The following is a 19,458-nucleotide window of genomic DNA, read 5'->3' as shown; positions in this document are numbered from 1 at the left end:
ATGAAGACATTAAAAGATTTCAATTTTAAAGATAAAAAAGCATTAATTAGAGTAGATTTCAATGTACCATTAAATGACGATTTTCAAGTTACTGATGCTACGAGAATAGTCTCTGCTAAGCCAACAATTATTAAAATCTTAGAAGATGGAGGTAGTTGTGTATTAATGTCGCACTTGGGCAGACCCAAAGGTGTTCAAGATGAGTTTTCATTAAAACACATCATTAATAAAATTGAAGATATATATGGTGTTGAAGTAAAATTTGCTAGTGATTGTGTGGGCGCAGAAGCAGAAGAAAAAGCAAATGCCTTACAGCCTGGTGAAATATTATTGCTAGAAAATTTACGTTTTCATGAAGAGGAAACAAAAGGTGATAAAGCATTTGCAGAGCAGTTATCTAAACTTGGAGACATTTATGTAAATGATGCTTTTGGAACAGCACATAGAGCACATGCTTCTACAACGATAGTTGCTGAGTTTTTTCCAGTTTCAAAATGTTTCGGAAGCTTATTAGCTAAAGAAATTGAGAGTATTAAAAAGGTAATGGAAGATGGTGAAAAACCTGTTTTAGCGGTTTTAGGTGGTGCAAAAGTATCTTCAAAAATTACAATCATTGAAAATATTTTAGAAAAAGTTGATCACTTAATAATTGGTGGTGGAATGACTTTTACTTTCATAAAAGCACAAGGCGGAAAAATAGGAGATTCTATATGTGAAGATGATAAAATGGAATTAGCAATAGATATCTTAAAGCAAGCTGAAGAAAAGGGGGTTAAAATACATTTACCTGTGGATGTTGTTGCTGCAAATGCATTTAGTAATGACGCCGAAACTCAAATATGTGATGTAAAACAAATTCCTGATGGATGGCAAGGTCTTGATGCTGGTCCAAAATCTATTGAATTGTTTGATGACGTTGTTAACCAATGCAAAACCATTCTTTGGAATGGACCTCTAGGTGTTTTTGAATTAGAAAGCTTTGCAAAAGGAACGATTGAATTAGGAAATTCTATAGCAAATTCAACTAAGAATGGAGCTTTTTCGTTAGTAGGTGGAGGCGACTCTGTTGCCGCTGTAAAACAATTTGGTTTTGAAGACAAAGTAAGCTACGTAAGCACAGGTGGTGGTGCAATGTTAGAGAGTTTAGAAGGAAAAACCTTACCAGGAATTGCAGCAATATTAGGTTAATAGCAAAAAAATACTATTTTTAGCGATTCCAGCGTTTCATTAACGTTGAATAATAAAAATGAATTTTTTATACTATGACCTTAAAAACAGTTTTATCGGTTTACCTAAGCATATTTGTGTTTATTGGGTTTTCTCAAACCAAAACAGATAGTATTGCCAATCAATCTGTCGTAGTAATTAATAAGGATTCTGTAATTGATGGTAAGCTTTTTAATTCGAAAAAAAGTATTCCACCCATTGTAGATACATTAGGCATTAAAGCGTTAAAAGATTTACCTCAAGCCTCGGAGCTAGACGAAAAATGGTTAGAAGAGCTTTATAGTAATTCCCTTTTCGATACTATTTACAAATCGGTAACAGAGCTTAAATACGATCCTGTTTATTATCCAGAATTATCATCAGATACCTTAAAAGCAAGGTTAGAACGTCTTAATGCTCGCACACCTTTTAATGTAGAATACAATACTTCTTTAGAAAGTGTTATAAAAAGTTATCTTAAACATAGAAGAGGTTCTTTAGAAAAATTGATGGGACTTAGCCATTTTTATTTTCCAATGTTTGAGCAGGAATTTGATAACTACAATATTCCTTTAGAGATGAAATATCTCGCCATTGTAGAGTCGGCATTAAAACCAAGAGCACGTTCTCGTGTTGGAGCCACTGGTCTATGGCAATTTATGTATGGTACAGGAAAAGAGCACGATTTACAGGTAAGCAGTTATGTTGATGATCGTAGCGACCCAATAAGATCTACAACAGCTGCAGCACAGTACTTAGGTAGATTATATAAAATTTTTGGGGATTGGGATTTGGCATTAGCCGCATATAATTCTGGTCCTGGAAATGTAAATAAAGCCATAAGGCGTTCTGGCGGTTACAAAAACTATTGGAATATCCGACAGAACTTACCAAGAGAAACTGCAGGTTATGTGCCAGCATTTTTAGCAACCATGTATATTTTTGAGTATGCAGAAGAGCACGGTTTTAAACCAGAACGTCCAATGTTTCAACATATACAAACAGATACGGTACATGTAAAACAAATGATTTCATTAGACCATGTGGCTGAAACTACAGGAGTAAAGATTGAGGAGTTGCAATTTCTTAATCCAGCGTATAAATTAGATATTATTCCTAAAATAGAAGGGCGAACTTATGTGTTAAGATTGCCTAGAGAAGCCGTTGGAGTTTTTACAACCAATGAAGAAAAGATATATGCTTATGCCAAAGCAGAATTTAACCAACGTGAAAAACCTTTGCCGCAACTTTTTAAAAATGATACTAAAATTAGATATCGTGTTAGAGAAGGAGATTACTTAGGTAAAATTGCTAGAAAATATGGAGTAAGAGTAAGTCAACTAAAACAATGGAATGGCTTAAGGAGTAATAACTTAAAGATTGGTCAACGCCTTACAGTTTATCCTAGAAACAGAGGAGTATCTAATCCTTCAAAACCTCCAAAAAAGGTAGTAAACACAGAGGGAAGACAAACCTATAAGGTAAAATCTGGAGATTCACTTTGGACCATAGCTCAAAAATTTTCTGGAGTTTCTGTTCAAAATATTAAAGATTGGAACGATATTAGTGGTAACAAACTCAAAATAGGAATGACATTAGTTGTTTCTAAATAGTTAAACCAACAAAAATCTAAACTTATGAGAGCTTTATATTCTATTTTATTTTGTGTATTGTTACTGGCCTGCGGCGACAAAAAAGATGACAGTAAATTGTATTTACCTGCATCAAGCGGAAATCTTAACACTATTTCTGTTGTCGTTGATAATATTCTATGGGAAGACAGTGTTGGCGAAAATATCAGAAACATATTTGCGGCTCCAATAAATGGTTTACCTACAAATGAGCCCATGTTTAACATGAAACAAATTCCGCCTCAAGTATTTGATGGCTTTGCTGCACGAAATAGAATTGTACTTAAAATTGAAAAAGGAGAAACGGAAGCCTCTACTAAAATTGTAAATGACGTTTTAGCAAAACCGCAAACGGTTGCAGTGATTTCGGGTAAAACAAATCAAGATATTATTGCTCAATTAAAAGAGAATAAAGCGAAGATAATAGACGCTTTTAACAAAGAAGAGGTACAAGAAAAACTAAGACTTATTAATAAATCTTTATTAGCTGATGAGGCTGTGGAAAATAAGTTAGGTATAACAATAGATATAGCTTCAGCATACAAGGTGAGTAAAGCAGAAGATAATTTTTTCTGGATTAGAAAAAACTTTAACAACTCTAAAACAATAGACTTAATGCTTTATGAAGTACCAATAGAAACCATCTCTAAAGGAGATAGTACGGTTGTGGATATTGTAAAAATGAGAAACCAAATTACTAAAACTAAAATCCCTGGTGAAGACGGTATTTATATGGCGGTTGAAGATGCTTACGCTCCATCTATGTTTAAAACAATTATAGATAATAAACCAGCTTACGAAGTAAGAGGTTTATGGGAAATGAAGGGTTATACTATGGGTGGACCTTTTATAACCTATGCTATAGAAGACAAAATAAACAACCGTTATTTGGTTGCAGATGGTTATGTTTATGCACCATCCTTAGATAAACGAGATCATGTTTTTGAACTAGAAGCGATGATTAAATCGATAACTATAAAATAACAAAAAAGCCAACTTTTTAAAAGTTGGCTTTTTTTATGTTTTTTTAAAAATACTTTACTCGCTTTCTTTAGTATTTGTTTTTTCATCTTTACTAGCATCTTTAAATTCCTTAATTCCGCTACCTAACCCTCTCATTAATTCAGGAATTTTTTTACCTCCAAAGAGTAATAAAACAACAACCACAATAAGAATTATCTGAGGCGCTCCAATTGCCAATGGTATAATATTTAAACTCATAACTTTTAATTTAGACCGCAAAGTTAGTAATTATAGTTTAATAAAAGCGTTGTTTAGTCAACTTTAAGACTTTATCATAGTGCTATTTCACTATTTTAACTAATTTTGTTTTAATGGCAAAAAAGAAAGTAAAAGAGAAAAAATTCACAAAAAAACTACTTCACAAGTACCGTTTGGTAATTCTAAACGAGGATACTTTTGAAGAACGTTTTGCTATTAAGCTAACACGTCTTAATGTGTTTATTCTTACATCACTTTCTGCAATATCGCTTGTTTTCTTTACCATTTTACTAATTGCTTTTACTCCGTTAAGAGAATATATACCAGGATACTCTTCAACGAAGTTAAAAAAGCAAGCAACATTATTAAATTATAAAACTGACTCTCTTGTTAACGAACTAGAGTTAAACAAAAAATACTATGCTTCTATAAGAAAGGTACTAACGGGAGATGTTGCTTCTTTAGAATTTAACAGAGATTCAATTTTACAAGCCGCAAAAAATGATGTTGATGTTTTACGCGTTCCCACAAATAAAGAAGATTCTTTGCTAAGGGAAAAAGTAGATAAGGAAGATAAATACAATTTATTTGAATCTTCTGGTGATCAATCTAATTACGTGCTTTTTCCACCAGTTAACGGTACAATTTCAGAAGGATATAATTTAGAAGAAAAGCATTATGCCGTTGATGTGGTTGTTGCTGCAGATACACCTGTAAAAGCAACTGCAGATGGTACAGTAATCTTTGCAGAATGGACAGTCGAAACAGGTTATGTTGTCATTATGGAACACAACCAGGAATTGATTTCTGTTTACAAGCATAACTCGGCAATTACAAAAGCTCAAGGTGATTTAGTAAAAGCAGGAGAGGTTATAGCTATGTCTGGCAATTCAGGAGAATTAAGTACAGGGCCGCATTTACATTTTGAACTTTGGAGTAAAGGTTATCCAGTAAACCCAACTAATTTTATTGATTTTCAGTAATGCCATCAGTTAAAGCAGCACTTTCAAAACCGTTTGCCAAATATATTGCTAAGCGCATTAAAAAATGGGCTTCTAAACCCGCAGAAACACAGCTAAAGGTGTTTAATAACCTTATTGCTGATGCCAAGTATACTGCATTTGGAAAAGATCATCAATTCAACTCAATTAAAACTTATCAAGATTTTAAACCTAAAGTTCCTATAAGAGATTACGAAGCGTTAAGACCCTATGTAGAACGTGTTGTTAAAGGTGAAGAAGATATCCTTTGGAAAGGCAAGCCTATTTACTTTGCTAAAACATCTGGCACAACCTCTGGCGCTAAATATATACCAATTACTAAAGAGAGTATGCCAACGCACGTAGAAGCGGCACGAAATGCTATTTTAATGTACATACATGAAACAGGCAATTCAAAATTTGTAGATGGTAAAATGATTTTTCTTCAAGGAAGTCCAATTCTCGAAGAAAAAAACGGAATTAAACTTGGGCGTTTATCTGGTATTGTGGCACATTATGTACCTAAATATCTCCAAAAAAATAGAATGCCTAGTTTAAAAACTAATTGCATTGACGATTGGGAAACTAAAGTAGAGGCTATTGTTGAAGAAACAATAAACGAAGACATGAGTATCATTTCTGGAATACCATCTTGGGTACAAATGTATTTTGAAAAACTTATTGAAAAGAAGAATAAAAAGGTTGGTGATATTTTTAAAAATTTCAATTTATTCATTTTTGGAGGTGTCAATTACGAGCCTTATCGTGCTAAATTTGAAAACTTAATTGGAAGAAAAGTTGATAGTATAGAACTGTATCCTGCAAGTGAGGGCTTTTTTGCATTTCAAGATAAGCAAGATGAAAAAGGGATGTTACTTCAACTTAATTCTGGTATTTTTTACGAGTTTGTAAAGGCAGATGATTTCTTTAACGAAAACCCAGAACGCATCACTATTGCAGATGTAGAGTTAGGTGTTAATTATGTAATGATAATATCTACAACAGCTGGTCTTTGGGCATATAATATTGGAGATACAGTAGAGTTTACATCCTTAAAACCTTATAGAGTTATTGTGAGTGGAAGGATAAAACATTTTATTTCAGCATTTGGGGAACATGTTATAGGAAAAGAAGTTGAACAAGCTTTAAAAGAAGCTACAGAAAACACTTCAATTTCGGTAAATGAATTTACAGTTGCACCTCAAATTAATCCCGAAGAAGGCTTACCATACCATGAGTGGCTAATAGAGTTTGAAAATGAACCTAAAAATGAAAAAGACTTTATTAAAAATTTAGAAACATCACTACAGCAACAAAACAGTTATTATTTTGATTTGATTACAGGTAAGGTATTACAGCCTTTAAAAATTACTAAAATCAAAAAAGATGGTTTTCAAACATACATGAAATCTATAGGAAAGTTAGGAGGGCAAAATAAAATACCAAGATTATCAAATGATAGAAAAATTGCTGATACTATATGGCAATTGCATTTAACAAAATAGCCTATATTAGTAGGTTAAAATAAAGTATGGATACAACTAAGAAAAAACACGAAAGAACAAGAGCTCAAGAAAGTTCGAGTGCCATAGAGCGTATGTATATTACTATGCGTCATCTCTTTAATCGTGGATTCTATAAACCAATGGGTGTTTCTGGCGAAACGTTAAGAGAGGCATTACTTCTACTACGTCCAGAAATTTATGGTTCCATCGGAGAAGAAAAAGCGGAACTAGAGGGTTTATTATATGTAATAGACCGATTACCTCAAGGTATAGAAGAATGTACTTTTATTAACCTTACAAGTGATGAAGGTTATGCAAATTCGCATTTTAAAGCTATAATACCACCTAAACGAAGACGAAATTGTTATCGTATAGATGACGAGCAAATGAATATTGAGATAACTCGAGGACGCTCAGAAATCTATGATATACTTACGCATTTAACGTTTTTGTTTGTTGAGTCTCATAAAATTAGCAAACGTGTTATTATTGATGAAGATGGATCAACAGTAAGAGATTGGAAGAAGTTAGAAAATGCTGTAAGCTCTGGTAAGAAACTTACGCAGAAAGAACGTGAAATTGCTATTACACATACAGCGAATATATTGGGCAGAACTTTTAATGAGTTAACAGAAGCTTATCCTAAATTTGCTACTGAAAACCAACCAGAGCGATTATTACACATTGTCTATTGGTTAGGTAAGCTCGCTATAGAGGAAACCATTAATAATAACAAAAGAACGATAACATTTAGTCCTGTACTTAGAGAACGATTAGGTCATCACATCCATGGAGAAATATGGGCAGATCGCATAAAATCAGTATTACATAGTAATGATTTATTAGAACGACCTATTCATATAATTAGTGCCAATATGCATAGCGTTATGAACTCTCTATTTGCTAAAGGAGTACTTAAAGCATCTGAAGCTAAAAAAGATATTTTTGAGGTTTATGAAACATTAAGCGACTCAAAAAATGCGGCTTTGCGCAATAAAGTAGAGAAATCTGCGTTGCAAAACGGAATGCTATACATTAAAGACAACTCAGGAACCAACATCGATGTTCAGATTTTTGACACAGATAAGATTGATTTTTCTAAATCGGGATTCAAATATCTTGAAGAAGAAAAGTCTAATAAAGCAGTTATCTTTGTTATGGATTATGCTTTTGGTGAACAAGCCTATGAAACTTTAGATGAGTTTTTAAAACCAATAAAAGTTGGAGGGAAGCAAGTTCACTTAGATGTTAAGTCTATTTCAATTATGGGAAAAGCAGGTATTTTGCAAGGAGGTAAAGGAGATGTTATGATTCCGTCTGCGCATATATTTGAAGGTACAGCTGATAACTATCCATTTAAAAATGAGTTGAGTAAAAATGATTTATTAGATTGTGGAGTTGATGTTTTTGAAGGTACCATGGTTACTGTTTTAGGAACATCACTTCAAAATAAAGAGATTTTAAAATTCTTTAAAAACTCAACATGGAATGTAATTGGCTTAGAAATGGAAGGTGCACACTACCAAAAAGCTATACAAGCGGCTTCTAAAGTAAGAGGAAGTATTAATGAAGATGTAAAGGTAAGGTACGCTTATTATGCAAGTGATAACCCGCTAGAAACAGGGAGTACTTTAGCCTCTGGAGGTTTAGGTACATCTGGTGTTAAACCAACTTATGTTATAACCAAGAAAATACTAGAACAAATATTTAATTCATAAATATATGAGCGAAAAATTACCACAACAACCACAAAGCGAAGAGGTAGATTTAGGGCAGTTGTTTAATGCAATTGGAAAATTGTTTGAAAGGTTCTTTTCATTTATAGGAAAGATTTTTAAAGCTATTTTTTCTGCTATTATTTATACCATAAAGCCACTTGTAGTTCATTTTAAATTGGTTGCCATTGCTTTAGTGATTGCTACCGCTCTCGGTTTTATTTTGCAGAAGACAAAAAAGCCAATGTATTATTCAAATATGGTGGTTAAACCTCATTTTGATTCAAAATATCAGCTAGCAAATAACATTGATTACTTTAATTCATTAATTGGCTCAGGTGACCTTAAAGAATTGTCAAACATTTTTGAAATAGATACAATTAGAGCAAAAGCCTTAGTGAGTTTTGATTTTGAAGCTGGACCAGAAACACAAAATGATTTATTTAAAGAGTATGATGAATATGTTATGTCTGTTGATACTTCTTTGGTAGACGAATTAAGCTATAAAGAGTTTGTAAACAATAGAGACTTATTGTCTGGGAGATTATTTTCTGTTATTGTAAAAGCACATGAAAAGGATATTTTTTTAGATCTAGAAGAGGGATTTAAAAAAACATTTGTGAATCCTCATTCAGTTTATAAGAAAAAAGTAAGAGACACAATGGCTCTTATTGAAAGAGAAAATTTATTAAAGCAATTAGCAAGTTTAGAAAACATACAAAACACCTATTTAGAGGTTATAAAAAACGAATCCGAAAAGAGTAAAGTATCATTAGATATAACTGGTGGATTACCGCTTCAAGAAGAGAAAACAGCCACTAAAGAATATGAATTGTTTTTAAAAGAACAAGAAATTAGAAGGGCTCTAAATAAATTAAATCAAACTATTGCAGAAGAAAACACCTATTTTGATGTGCTTTCTGGCTTTGACAGAATAGGTAATAAAGACCAAGGAATAACGAAGCGTTACCATATTTTATTCCCTGCTTTAGCATTACTTCTTTTCGTTTTATGGTTTTTATTATTGAAAGCGTTCAATTTTATTAAAAACTATGAGTAAAAAGATTTTAATAACTGGTGGAGCAGGTTTTATAGGATCTAATTTTATAATTCATTTTTTAAAACATAATGAGAACACAGAAGTTATAAATTTAGATAAGCTTACCTACGCAGGTGAGCTTTCTAATTTAAAAGAACTATCCAAAAATAAAAACTACACCTTTATTAAAGGTGATATTTGCGACAACAAACTCGTAAATGAACTTTTTAAAAAATATCAGTTTTCTGGTGTTATTCATTTTGCAGCAGAGTCTCATGTCGATAATTCTATAAAGGCACCAGATACTTTTATCAACACTAATGTATATGGAACCTTTAATTTGCTGCATACAGCTAAGAGTTATTGGATGGATGCGCCATTTATATTCAAAGAAGGTTGTGAAAATAATAGATTTCATCACATATCAACAGATGAGGTTTATGGCTCTCTCGGTAAAACGGGTTTTTTTACAGAAAACACTCCTTATGCACCTAATAGTCCGTATAGTGCTTCAAAAGCATCATCAGATTTTATAGTAAGAAGCTATTATCATACTTATGGTATGAATGTCGTTACGACTAATTGCAGTAATAATTATGGTCCAAAACAACATGACGAAAAATTAATTCCAACCATAATTAGAAAAGCAATTAATAATGAAGAGATTCCTATTTACGGAGATGGAAAAAATATTAGAGACTGGCTTTATGTAGCAGACCATTGCAAAGGTATTGAGTTAGCTTATTATAAAGGTAAAACAGGCGACACCTATAATATTGGCGGAAAAAATGAAAGAGATAATTTATATATAGCTCATAAAATATGTGGTATATTAGATGAGGTAAGGCCTAAAAACATGCCTTATTCTAAACAGATTACTTTTGTTGAGGATAGACCAGGACATGATTTTAGATATGCTATTGACGCTTCTAAAATAGAAAATGAATTAGGTTGGGATGCTAATGAAAATTTTGAAACAGGTATTGTAAAAACGATAGAATGGTATCTAAATAAGTATAATAAATAATGAAGGGAATTGTATTAGCAGGTGGCTCTGGCACAAGATTGCACCCATTGACTTTGGCGATAAGCAAACAGTTGATGCCAATCTACAATAAGCCAATGATATATTACCCAATTTCTACTTTAATATGGTCTGGAATTAAGGATATTTTAATTATATCTACACCGCAAGACTTGCCATTATTTAAAAAACTGTTGGGAGATGGCAAAAAGTATGGTTGCAACTTTGAATATGCGGAGCAAGAATCACCTAATGGATTGGCTGAAGCTTTTATTATTGCTGAAGATTTTATTGGAGACGACAAGGTAGCTTTAATTCTTGGGGATAATATTTTTTATGGTACAGGCTTATCAGAATTACTTCAACAGAATAACAATCCGGATGGTGGTATTATTTATGCATATCATGTAAATGATCCAGAGCGCTATGGCGTAGTTGAGTTTGATGATAATGGTATTGCAGTTTCGATTGAAGAAAAGCCTTTAAAGCCTAAATCTAGTTATGCTGTTCCCGGTATTTATTTTTACGATAATTCGGTAGTAGAGATTGCTAAAAGCATAAAACCAAGTAAAAGAGGTGAATTAGAAATTACAGATGTCAATAAAGCGTATTTAAGCCAAGGAAAACTAAAAGTGAGCATATTAGACAAAGGCACAGCATGGCTAGATACAGGCACCTTTAAATCTTTAATGCAAGCCTCTCAGTTTGTTCAAGTAATTGAGGAGAGACAAGGACTAATGATTGGTGCAATAGAAGAAGCTGCTTATAGAATGGGTTTAATTGATAAAAGCCAATTCAAGGAAGTGGTTGAGCCTTTAACTAAAAGCGGTTATGGTAAGCAATTGTTAAGTTTATTGTCTGAATAGTATGGTTGTAAAAGAAACAAAACTAAAAGGTTGCTTTATACTTCAACCACAAGTCTTTAAAGATAAACGTGGTTATTTTATAGAAAGCCATAACCAAAAAGCTTTTAATGATGCTCTAGGGCTAGAAATAGATTTTGTTCAAGATAATGAGTCACAATCATCAAAAGGTGTGCTTAGAGGTCTTCATTATCAAGTTGGTGACTATGCTCAGGCAAAATTGGTAAGAGTAATTAAAGGTAAAGTGTTAGATGTTGTTGTAGATTTAAGACCAAAATCTCCAACTTTTGGTGAACATTTGTCTGTAGAGCTTTCAGACAAAAATAAAACACAAATTTTTATACCAAGAGGATTTGCACATGGTTTTTTAGTTTTAGAAGATGAAACTATTTTTAGTTACAAGTGTGATAATTTTTATAACAAAGAGGCCGAAACTGGGATTATTTATAACGATGAAGATTTAGGTATTGATTGGAAACTTTCTAAAAATGAGCTAATCATATCTAACAAAGATTTAGTTCTGCCAAGTTTTAAATCGTTTAAGTTATGAAGAAAATAGTTGTACTTGGTGCTAATGGACAGTTGGGCAAAACAATTAAAAATTTAGATGAATTTGATGGCGTTGAGTTTCATTTTTTTTCTAGAGTTGATTTAGACATAACTGATAAAAACAAGTTAGCAACCATACTAGCTAATGCAGGTTTTGATTATTGCATAAATTGTGCAGCATACACTAATGTTGAAAATGCTGAAGAAAATACAGAAGAAGCTTTTAAGATAAATGCAGAAGGCGCAAGGAATATTGCTGAGGTTTGTAATACTAATGGCATTAAATTAATACATATTTCAACAGACTATGTATTCGATGGCAAAAATAAAGAACCTTATACAGTAAATGATATAACGAATCCAATTAACGAATATGGAAAATCTAAATTACAAGGAGAGTTATACATTAAAGAGGAATTAGATCACTACTATATTATTAGAACCTCATGGTTGTATTCATTATATGGCAAAAATTTTTTAAAAACGGTTATAGGTAAAATTGAAAATGATGAAGTTTTAAATATTACCACAGAAGAGGAGGGAACACCAACGAGTTGTATTGATTTATCTGAGTTTATTCTACACATTATTAAAGAAGATACTTTACCTTATGGAATTTACCATTTCTCTGCTAACGGAAGTACTACATGGTATGGGTTTGCAAAAGAAATTGTTAGAAATTTTAAACCTGAAAAGTTAGATAATATTAAACCAATAGAAAAGTTTAAAACACGTGCTAAACGGCCAAATTATAGTGTTTTGGACTTAAATAAGACGGAAGAATTTTATAAAGAACTTTTGAGTTGGGAAGAAAACTTAAGGTTTGTATTTAAGAGTTATAAAAACAAATGAAGATAAAACTTAAATGCTATAAAAAGGGATATTAAATAATTACCTTTGTTAATTAGTAAAAATTCAAAACATTTAGCTACGGAATGAAAAAAACAGCTATTATAACAGGAGTTACAGGGCAAGATGGAGCATATTTAAGTGAGTTTCTTCTTAAAAAAGGTTATATAGTGCATGGGCTTAAGCGCAGATCTTCTTTATTTAATACCGATAGAATAGATCATTTATATCAAGATCCACACGAGGAGGATGTCAATTTTATTTTACATTATTGTGATTTAACTGATAGTACTAATCTAATTAGAATAATTCAGGAGGTTCAGCCAGATGAAATCTATAATTTGGCAGCAATGAGTCATGTACATGTGTCTTTTGAAATACCAGAATACACGGCAAATGCAGATGGTATTGGTACATTACGAATATTAGAAGCGGTTAGAATTTTAGGTCTTGAGAAGAAAACTAAAATATATCAAGCATCTACATCAGAACTATACGGAAAAGTACAAGAAGTTCCTCAAACCGAAACAACACCATTTTACCCTAGAAGCCCTTATGCGGTGGCAAAAATGTATGCTTATTGGATTACAGTTAATTATAGAGAAGCCTACGGCATGTATGCCTGTAATGGTATTTTATTTAATCATGAATCTCCAATAAGAGGTGAAACTTTTGTAACCCGAAAAATAACTAGAGCAACATCTAGAATTGCGTTAGGGTTGCAAGATAAGATATACTTAGGTAATTTGGACGCTCAACGAGATTGGGGACACGCTAAAGATTATATAAGAATGATGTGGATGATTCTTCAGGCAAATGAACCAGAAGATTGGGTTATTGCAACTGGTAAAACTACAACTGTAAGAGATTTTGTAAAGATGTCTTTTGGACATGTTGGAATAGAATTAGAATTTAACGGAGAAGGAATTAAGGAAAAGGGATATGTTAAAGCATGTAAAAATCCTGATTTTCAAATTGAAATAGGAAAGGAGGTGGTTGCTGTAGATGAAAAATATTTTAGACCAACAGAAGTTGATCTTTTAATTGGTGATGCCTCAAAAGCTCGAGAAAAACTAGGATGGATACCAGAATATGATCTACCAGCCTTGATAGAAGATATGATGTCTAGCGATATTAAACTGATGCAAAAACAGCAGTATCTAAAAGATGGTGGATATAGAATTAAGAATTATTTTGAGTAAGAGATGAATAAAAACTCTAAAATTTACGTTGCTGGACATAGAGGTCTTGTTGGTAGTGCAATATTAGAAAATCTAGAACTTAAAGGCTACAATAATATTATTACTAGAACCCACTCAAAATTAGATTTAAGTAATCAGATCGAAGTTCAAGAATTTTTCAATACAGAAAAACCAGAATATGTCATTTTAGCGGCTGCAAAAGTGGGTGGTATTGTTGCAAATAATGTGTATAGAGCAGATTTTATCTATGAAAATTTAATGATTCAAAACAACGTAATTCATCAAAGTTATGTTAATGGAGTTAAGAAACTATTGTTTTTAGGGAGTACATGTATATACCCTAAAAATTGTCCTCAACCAATGAAAGAAGATTATTTACTAACAGATATTTTAGAATATACTAATGAGCCTTATGCTATTGCTAAAATAGCAGGTATAAAAATGTGCGAAAGCTATAATTTACAGTATGGCACCAACTTTATTTCGGTAATGCCAACTAATTTATATGGTCCAAACGATAATTTCGATTTAGAAAAATCACATGTTTTACCCGCTCTAATTAGAAAAATATATTTAGCAAAACTTCTTAATGAAGAAAATTATGAAGCTGTTCTAAAAGATACAAGTTTTAAAACTATTGAAGAGGCTAAGGAGTATTTAGCCTCCTTTGGTGTTTCAAAAAACAGTGTAGAAATTTGGGGCACAGGTAAACCAAGACGAGAATTTTTATGGTCAAAAGATATGGCGGATGCATGTGTTTTTTTAATGGAAAATAGAAGTTTTAGAGATACTTATAATGCAGATCAGAAGGAAATAAGAAATACCCATATCAATATTGGTACTGGCGAGGATATTTCAATAGCTGAACTTGCAGAAAAGATAAAAAGTATTATTGGATTTGAGGGTGAGTTGATCTATAATACCAATAAACCTGATGGAACCATAAGAAAACTTACAGATGTTTCTAGATTAAACGAATTAGGTTGGAAACACAGTATGAATATAGATGACGGGATTAAAATAGCCTTTGAATGGTATAAAAAAAATAATTAACTTAAGTTACTCAGCCAAGATTACTGATTTAATATAAATGTTATTTAAAACGAACAAGGAAACTAACTTTAATGAGCTTCTAAAAGGAAGCTCAATTTCTTTTCTACTAAAGTTAGTAGGCATGCTTTTTGGGTACATGGCGATGTTGTTTGTTACAAATAATTTTGGTGCTGAGACTTGGGGCTTACACTCATTATGTTTTACAATTTTAGGTATATTAACTTTAATACCTAAGTTTGGTTTTGATAATTCATTGGTAAGAATTATAACTGAGCTCAACATTAACAAGAGTAAAGAAATTTATAATGTCCTCAAAAAAGTAATTATTATCTCTCTTGTAACCTCAATTACGGTTATTTTGGTTACACTTATTTTTTCTGATTATCTAGTTGAACACCTTATTAAATCCAATGAAATAAAACCGCTAGTTAAAATAATTTGTTTTGCTATTATTCCTACTGTAGTTCTAACAATTATTAGCGGATATTTCCAAGCTATAAAAAATATAACCAAGCATGTTCTTTTTCAAACAACAGCTGTAAATATCTTGTTTTTCATTCTATTAGTGACTTTTTATGTTTTGAAAATAGCTATGCCTGTTTTTAAAGTGTATTTTATATCTATTGCGATTACTTCGATATTTTCGGTAATCTACTTTATTAATACCCTTAGGCATAAATCTCTAATAAATAACAGATCAAAAAAGGCTGAAATATATAGTTTCAAACGCATTATCAGTATTTCATCACCAATGTTGTTATCAACGTCATTTGCTCTTCTTATGGGTTGGTCTGATGTAATTATAATTTCGTTTTATAATACAACTTCTGAAATAGGTATTTATGATTCGGCATTGAAACTTTCTACGTTATCTGGTATTTTTTTAATTGCAGTTAATTCTATTGCGACGCCTAAATTTGTTGAGTTTTTTTCAAATAAAGATTTTGACGGCCTAAAAGAAACCGTACAGAAGTCTACAAAATTAATTTTTTATACCACTACACCAATCTTATTGATTTTAGTGTTATTTTCAAGTAGAATTCTATCTTATTTTGGCGAAGAATTCGTCGCAGGCTCTTTTGCTTTAATAGTGCTATGTATTTCGAGATTTGTTAATGCAATTTCCGGTTCTGTTGGTTACATTATGCAAATGACGGATCAACAAAAAACTTACCAAAATGTCATAATAATAGCATTTTTCATTAATTTAATATTAAATCTTGTTCTAATTCCATTATATGGAATTAATGGTGCGGCAATTGCAAGCTCAACAGCAATGATTTTTTGGAATATTACTCTGGTATTCATCATAAAGATGAAATTAGGTTTTTGGACAATTATAACCTTTAAATTATAATTTATGAGATCTCCAATTTTTATATTCTCTTTACCAAGATCTGGCTCAACACTTCTACAAAGAATTCTATTGAGCCATAAATCTATTGGAGGAACTAGTGAGCCTTGGTTATTATTACCATTAGTTTATTCTATAAAAGAGCAAGGAGGATTATCTGAGTACTCTAATAAACTATCTAATAAAGGAATAATAGACCTTTTAAGTACGCTTCCAAATGGTAATGAGATTTATTATAATGAAATTAGGAATTTTTCAACAAATATATATTCAAAATTTCTAAAGGAAGATGAGGTGTATTTTTTGGACAAAACACCAAGATATTACTATATCATTGATGATTTATATAAAATATTTCCTAACGCTAAGTTCATTTTTCTATTTAGAAATCCAATTCAAGTATATGCGTCTATCTTAACTACATGGTGCAATAATAATTTTTCAAAATTATACGGAAGTCACAATGATTTGTATTATGGATTTAAGAAATTGAGTGAATCTTACCAAAAATACGGACAAAAAAAAAACACATTTAAGGTTAATTATTCTGATTTAGTAAATAATCCACTTGAAACAATTAAATCGATTCAAGATTTTTTAGGAATAGAATACAACAAAGATTTAGAGTATAATTTTGTAAACACTAAGATTGATACCGAAAAATATCTTGGGGATCCAACAGGTATAAAGAAATATTCATCTATAACCCCAGAAACTTTATCCAAATGGAAAACGGTGTTCAATTCTAATGTTAGGAAATGGATTCTAAGAAAGTATATAGACAAAAGTCTTACTGACGAAGACTTGAAAACTCAAGGTTTTGATAAGGCACAATTATTATTAGAATTAAACCAATTAAAAACTAAAGGTAAGCACAATGCTATAAAAGACCTCTTTTCTTTTTTTATTTACAAAACAATCATAAGATTTAACTTATATTTATTCTTTTCAAAGTCCACTTCTTGGATAAAAAAAACTTTTATATCATAATAAAGCCCTGTGAAATTAAGTGTTATAACAGCTACTTATAATAGTGAGAAAACAATAAGAAAGACAATAAACTCTATTTTAAACCAAACCGTTAATGATATAGAATATATTATTATTGATGGAAAATCTAATGATAGTACTGTTCAAATTATTAAAGAATATGAGCAAGACTTTAATAAGGCTAATATCTCTTTTAAATGGATTTCTGAGAAAGATAGTGGAATTTATGATGCTTGGAACAAAGGCTTGAGGTTATCTACAGGTGAGTGGGTTTCGTTTCTTGGATCGGACGATTGGTATGTAGAAAATGCAGTAGAATACTACCAAAAAACAATTTTAAATACAGCTTCTAAATTAGACCTTGTCTATTCTAATGTTAATTTAATTCGCAACAATAAAGTATTAAAAAATATTAACGGTACATGGAAATGGAAGGTTTTTAAAAAATATATGAACATTGCTCATGTGGGAGCTTTTCACAACAAAATATATTTTGAAACCTATGGTTACTTTAATGATAGTTATAAAATAGCAGGAGATTATGAGCTTTTACTTAGGGCAAAGAAAGAATTAAAAACTATGAAAATAGAATTTAATTCTGCTTTTATGACCGATGGAGGTGTTAGTAATGATAATGTAATTTTAGCATTTAAGGAAACATTGAGAGCAAAAAGAGACACGGCAAACATTCCGTATATTGTCTGTTTATATGATTTTATGATTGCCTGGTTAAAAAATAAATACAGAAGAAACTTCCAATGGGTAAAGTAGATAAGTATATTATAAATTCTAGCATTTTTGCTTTATTTACAGAAGACTTCGTTTTTCATTTTATCATTGATTTAAAGCTCTTTTATTTAATTGTAATTATTAATTCTTTATTACTGATTTACAAAAAGAGTTTTGTAATTAACAAAAATCATTTATTGATTGTTCTATTTTTTATTGTTCATGGTGTTATAATGTCAATATTTGTCAGCAATGTAGTATTAAGTTTATTTGCGCAAATTACAGGTATATGTATTTCTAGTTTCTTTTTCTATAATTTACTAAAAACCTATGGCAAGGAGTGTTTATTTGAAGCGTATTTAAAATTTGCATTTGTAATTGCCTTACTTGCAATTCCTATGTTTTATTTAAGGATTAATGTGTTTGTTGGTGGAGATAGACTTAATGGAATTTTAAACGAACCCGCCCATTATGCAGCAATAATGTTGCCAGCTGTTTTCGTACTTTTAAAGAGGAAAAGCTACTTTAAGTTTGGATTAATAGTCACTACTATATTATTATCTAAATCTTCAATGGGCTATTTAGGCTTATTGCTAATTGTTTTTATACCAATGATTAAGGCAAAATATTTACTAAAATACTTAGGGGTATTTCTTGTTATTTCTTTGTCTTCTATATATTATTTAAGTTCTAATTGGGATAAGCCCACGAATAGAGAAGATTCTAATGTATTTGTAAGAAGAATAAAAGAAACCACTGAATCATTTGAAGAAGGCTTAAAAGGCAAATTTAAAAATGGTGTTAACCTTAGCACCTATGCTTTATTAAGTAATAGTTTTATTTCCATAAAAAGCATAAAGGATTACCCTTTGGGCACTGGTTTGGGTTCTTATCCTAATCAATATGAAAAATATTATCCTCTAATGACCCCTCCAAAATATTTATTAACCTTAGACCAATCTAAAATAAATAAGTTTGACGCTAATTCTCTTTTTTTAAGATTTTTTGTTGATCTAGGTGTTTTTTCTTTATTTTTTATTGTGTATTTTGTTTCAAGGTCAATTAAACTTTTTAAAACAGATAATAGTGATATTCAACAAGCAACATTTTTTTATCTGATAGTTAAACTAATAAGAGAGGGTCATTATTTTCCTCCAGAATTCTATTTTTTTCTATTAATTTTCGTAAAAAACTTTGATAAAGATATTACACATTCTAGAGAACTTGTCAATAGCTAGCTGAGGTAAATATTTAGTTTCTAATAGTCTTTGTAAAAATCTTTAATAAAAAGATATTCAATCCTTTATTATTTCCGAAGAATTAAATCAATAAGATACTATTTACAATAAAGTTAAGTTTAGCCTATTGAACAGCAACTTTTTATTAGATATAGGAACGAAAAATTATTTAGAATGCAGTGTCGGTATATTTGTTGACATTATATGTGTCTTGTTAACTCTAGTTTGCAAAATAATCCACAAAGATAATTTTGTTTTTACAGTATTTGTTATTTGTGCATTAGTTTATAAAGTAGTTCAGACTAAAAAA

General features: G+C 31.0%; 18 protein-coding genes. 17 read left to right on the top strand and 1 reads right to left on the bottom strand.

Annotated elements, in window-relative coordinates; translation table 11 throughout:
* From H8K90_RS05145 to H8K90_RS05135, 3 genes are all read left to right on the top strand, one after another.
* Nucleotides 1–1,188: a phosphoglycerate kinase gene (locus tag H8K90_RS05145; RefSeq protein WP_186844851.1), complete on the top strand. Its 1,188-nt coding sequence runs from the start codon at nucleotides 1–3 to the stop codon at nucleotides 1,186–1,188.
* 74 nt (nucleotides 1,189–1,262) lie between these two features.
* Complete coding sequence (locus H8K90_RS05140) at nucleotides 1,263–2,819, top strand: LysM peptidoglycan-binding domain-containing protein (protein ID WP_222611309.1); 1,557 nt, start codon at nucleotides 1,263–1,265, stop codon at nucleotides 2,817–2,819.
* A 24-nt stretch (nucleotides 2,820–2,843) separates the two neighbouring features.
* Nucleotides 2,844–3,821, top strand: a complete 978-nt coding sequence (locus H8K90_RS05135; RefSeq protein WP_186844850.1) for a DUF4837 family protein — start codon at nucleotides 2,844–2,846, stop codon at nucleotides 3,819–3,821.
* A 54-nt stretch (nucleotides 3,822–3,875) separates the two neighbouring features.
* Here the strand turns inward: H8K90_RS05135 and tatA are convergent, their stop codons facing one another.
* Nucleotides 3,876–4,058 carry a twin-arginine translocase TatA/TatE family subunit gene (gene tatA / locus H8K90_RS05130; RefSeq protein WP_186844849.1) on the bottom strand — a complete coding sequence of 61 codons (183 nt, stop codon included), beginning with the start codon at nucleotides 4,056–4,058 and terminating at the stop codon, nucleotides 3,876–3,878.
* A gap of 113 nt (nucleotides 4,059–4,171) precedes the next feature.
* On the opposite strand from tatA, the gene H8K90_RS05125 reads away from it, so the two are divergent.
* From H8K90_RS05125 to H8K90_RS05060, 14 genes are all read left to right on the top strand, one after another.
* On the top strand, nucleotides 4,172–5,041 hold the full coding sequence (locus H8K90_RS05125) for a M23 family metallopeptidase (RefSeq protein ID WP_186844848.1): 870 nt from the start codon (nucleotides 4,172–4,174) through the stop codon (nucleotides 5,039–5,041).
* A complete protein-coding gene (locus H8K90_RS05120; protein ID WP_186844847.1) occupies nucleotides 5,041–6,543 on the top strand; it encodes a GH3 auxin-responsive promoter family protein in 1,503 nt (500 codons plus the stop codon). The genes H8K90_RS05125 and H8K90_RS05120 overlap by 1 nt, the downstream gene beginning before the upstream one ends.
* A gap of 26 nt (nucleotides 6,544–6,569) precedes the next feature.
* Complete coding sequence (locus tag H8K90_RS05115; RefSeq protein WP_186844846.1) at nucleotides 6,570–8,261, top strand: DUF6909 family protein; 1,692 nt, start codon at nucleotides 6,570–6,572, stop codon at nucleotides 8,259–8,261.
* Between the two features lie 4 nt (nucleotides 8,262–8,265).
* Complete coding sequence (locus tag H8K90_RS05110; protein WP_186844845.1) at nucleotides 8,266–9,318, top strand: hypothetical protein; 1,053 nt, start codon at nucleotides 8,266–8,268, stop codon at nucleotides 9,316–9,318.
* Nucleotides 9,311–10,324 (top strand): dTDP-glucose 4,6-dehydratase, encoded by a 1,014-nt coding sequence (rfbB, locus tag H8K90_RS05105; RefSeq protein ID WP_186844844.1) that lies wholly within the window; start codon nucleotides 9,311–9,313, stop codon nucleotides 10,322–10,324. The genes H8K90_RS05110 and rfbB overlap by 8 nt, the downstream gene beginning before the upstream one ends.
* Nucleotides 10,324–11,187, top strand: coding sequence for a glucose-1-phosphate thymidylyltransferase RfbA (rfbA, locus tag H8K90_RS05100; RefSeq protein ID WP_186844843.1), 864 nt, complete (start codon nucleotides 10,324–10,326; stop codon nucleotides 11,185–11,187). The genes rfbB and rfbA overlap by 1 nt, the downstream gene beginning before the upstream one ends.
* A 1-nt stretch (nucleotide 11,188) precedes the next feature.
* Nucleotides 11,189–11,734 (top strand): dTDP-4-dehydrorhamnose 3,5-epimerase, encoded by a 546-nt coding sequence (gene rfbC / locus H8K90_RS05095; protein WP_186844842.1) that lies wholly within the window; start codon nucleotides 11,189–11,191, stop codon nucleotides 11,732–11,734.
* A complete protein-coding gene (gene rfbD / locus H8K90_RS05090) occupies nucleotides 11,731–12,585 on the top strand; it encodes a dTDP-4-dehydrorhamnose reductase (protein ID WP_186844841.1) in 855 nt (284 codons plus the stop codon). The genes rfbC and rfbD overlap by 4 nt, the downstream gene beginning before the upstream one ends.
* A gap of 83 nt (nucleotides 12,586–12,668) precedes the next feature.
* Nucleotides 12,669–13,784, top strand: coding sequence for a GDP-mannose 4,6-dehydratase (gene gmd, locus H8K90_RS05085; RefSeq protein WP_186844840.1), 1,116 nt, complete (start codon nucleotides 12,669–12,671; stop codon nucleotides 13,782–13,784).
* A 3-nt stretch (nucleotides 13,785–13,787) separates the two neighbouring features.
* Nucleotides 13,788–14,837, top strand: a complete 1,050-nt coding sequence (locus H8K90_RS05080) for a GDP-L-fucose synthase family protein (protein WP_186844839.1) — start codon at nucleotides 13,788–13,790, stop codon at nucleotides 14,835–14,837.
* A gap of 37 nt (nucleotides 14,838–14,874) precedes the next feature.
* Nucleotides 14,875–16,194 (top strand): flippase, encoded by a 1,320-nt coding sequence (locus H8K90_RS05075; RefSeq protein ID WP_186844838.1) that lies wholly within the window; start codon nucleotides 14,875–14,877, stop codon nucleotides 16,192–16,194.
* 3 nt (nucleotides 16,195–16,197) lie between these two features.
* Nucleotides 16,198–17,181, top strand: a complete 984-nt coding sequence (locus H8K90_RS05070) for a sulfotransferase family protein (RefSeq protein WP_186844837.1) — start codon at nucleotides 16,198–16,200, stop codon at nucleotides 17,179–17,181.
* Nucleotides 17,182–17,190: 9 nt separating this feature from the next.
* Nucleotides 17,191–17,952, top strand: a complete 762-nt coding sequence (locus tag H8K90_RS05065) for a glycosyltransferase family 2 protein (protein ID WP_186844836.1) — start codon at nucleotides 17,191–17,193, stop codon at nucleotides 17,950–17,952.
* Nucleotides 17,940–19,148, top strand: a complete 1,209-nt coding sequence (locus H8K90_RS05060) for an O-antigen ligase family protein (protein WP_186844835.1) — start codon at nucleotides 17,940–17,942, stop codon at nucleotides 19,146–19,148. Before H8K90_RS05065 ends, H8K90_RS05060 begins: the two co-directional genes overlap by 13 nt.
* Nucleotides 19,149–19,458: the final 310 nt, after the last annotated feature.

The organism is Winogradskyella echinorum, from assembly GCF_014297365.1.
Classification (GTDB): domain Bacteria; phylum Bacteroidota; class Bacteroidia; order Flavobacteriales; family Flavobacteriaceae; genus Winogradskyella; species Winogradskyella echinorum.
The sequence above is the reverse complement of the archived record's forward strand: the minus strand, read 5'-3'. Positions and strand labels throughout refer to the sequence as shown.

Coding starts and splice junctions, on each gene's coding strand:
- tatA (WP_186844849.1), bottom strand. CDS start 4,058: ATGAGTTTAAATATTATACCATTGGCAATTGGAGCGCCTCAGATAATT.
- rfbA (WP_186844843.1), top strand. CDS start 10,324: ATGAAGGGAATTGTATTAGCAGGTGGCTCTGGCACAAGATTGCACCCA.
- H8K90_RS05110 (WP_186844845.1), top strand. CDS start 8,266: ATGAGCGAAAAATTACCACAACAACCACAAAGCGAAGAGGTAGATTTA.
- H8K90_RS05120 (WP_186844847.1), top strand. CDS start 5,041: ATGCCATCAGTTAAAGCAGCACTTTCAAAACCGTTTGCCAAATATATT.
- rfbD (WP_186844841.1), top strand. CDS start 11,731: ATGAAGAAAATAGTTGTACTTGGTGCTAATGGACAGTTGGGCAAAACA.
- rfbC (WP_186844842.1), top strand. CDS start 11,189: ATGGTTGTAAAAGAAACAAAACTAAAAGGTTGCTTTATACTTCAACCA.
- H8K90_RS05125 (WP_186844848.1), top strand. CDS start 4,172: ATGGCAAAAAAGAAAGTAAAAGAGAAAAAATTCACAAAAAAACTACTT.
- rfbB (WP_186844844.1), top strand. CDS start 9,311: ATGAGTAAAAAGATTTTAATAACTGGTGGAGCAGGTTTTATAGGATCT.
- H8K90_RS05145 (WP_186844851.1), top strand. CDS start 1: ATGAAGACATTAAAAGATTTCAATTTTAAAGATAAAAAAGCATTAATT.
- gmd (WP_186844840.1), top strand. CDS start 12,669: ATGAAAAAAACAGCTATTATAACAGGAGTTACAGGGCAAGATGGAGCA.
- H8K90_RS05080 (WP_186844839.1), top strand. CDS start 13,788: ATGAATAAAAACTCTAAAATTTACGTTGCTGGACATAGAGGTCTTGTT.
- H8K90_RS05060 (WP_186844835.1), top strand. CDS start 17,940: ATGGGTAAAGTAGATAAGTATATTATAAATTCTAGCATTTTTGCTTTA.
- H8K90_RS05075 (WP_186844838.1), top strand. CDS start 14,875: ATGTTATTTAAAACGAACAAGGAAACTAACTTTAATGAGCTTCTAAAA.
- H8K90_RS05135 (WP_186844850.1), top strand. CDS start 2,844: ATGAGAGCTTTATATTCTATTTTATTTTGTGTATTGTTACTGGCCTGC.
- H8K90_RS05070 (WP_186844837.1), top strand. CDS start 16,198: ATGAGATCTCCAATTTTTATATTCTCTTTACCAAGATCTGGCTCAACA.
- H8K90_RS05115 (WP_186844846.1), top strand. CDS start 6,570: ATGGATACAACTAAGAAAAAACACGAAAGAACAAGAGCTCAAGAAAGT.
- H8K90_RS05140 (WP_222611309.1), top strand. CDS start 1,263: ATGACCTTAAAAACAGTTTTATCGGTTTACCTAAGCATATTTGTGTTT.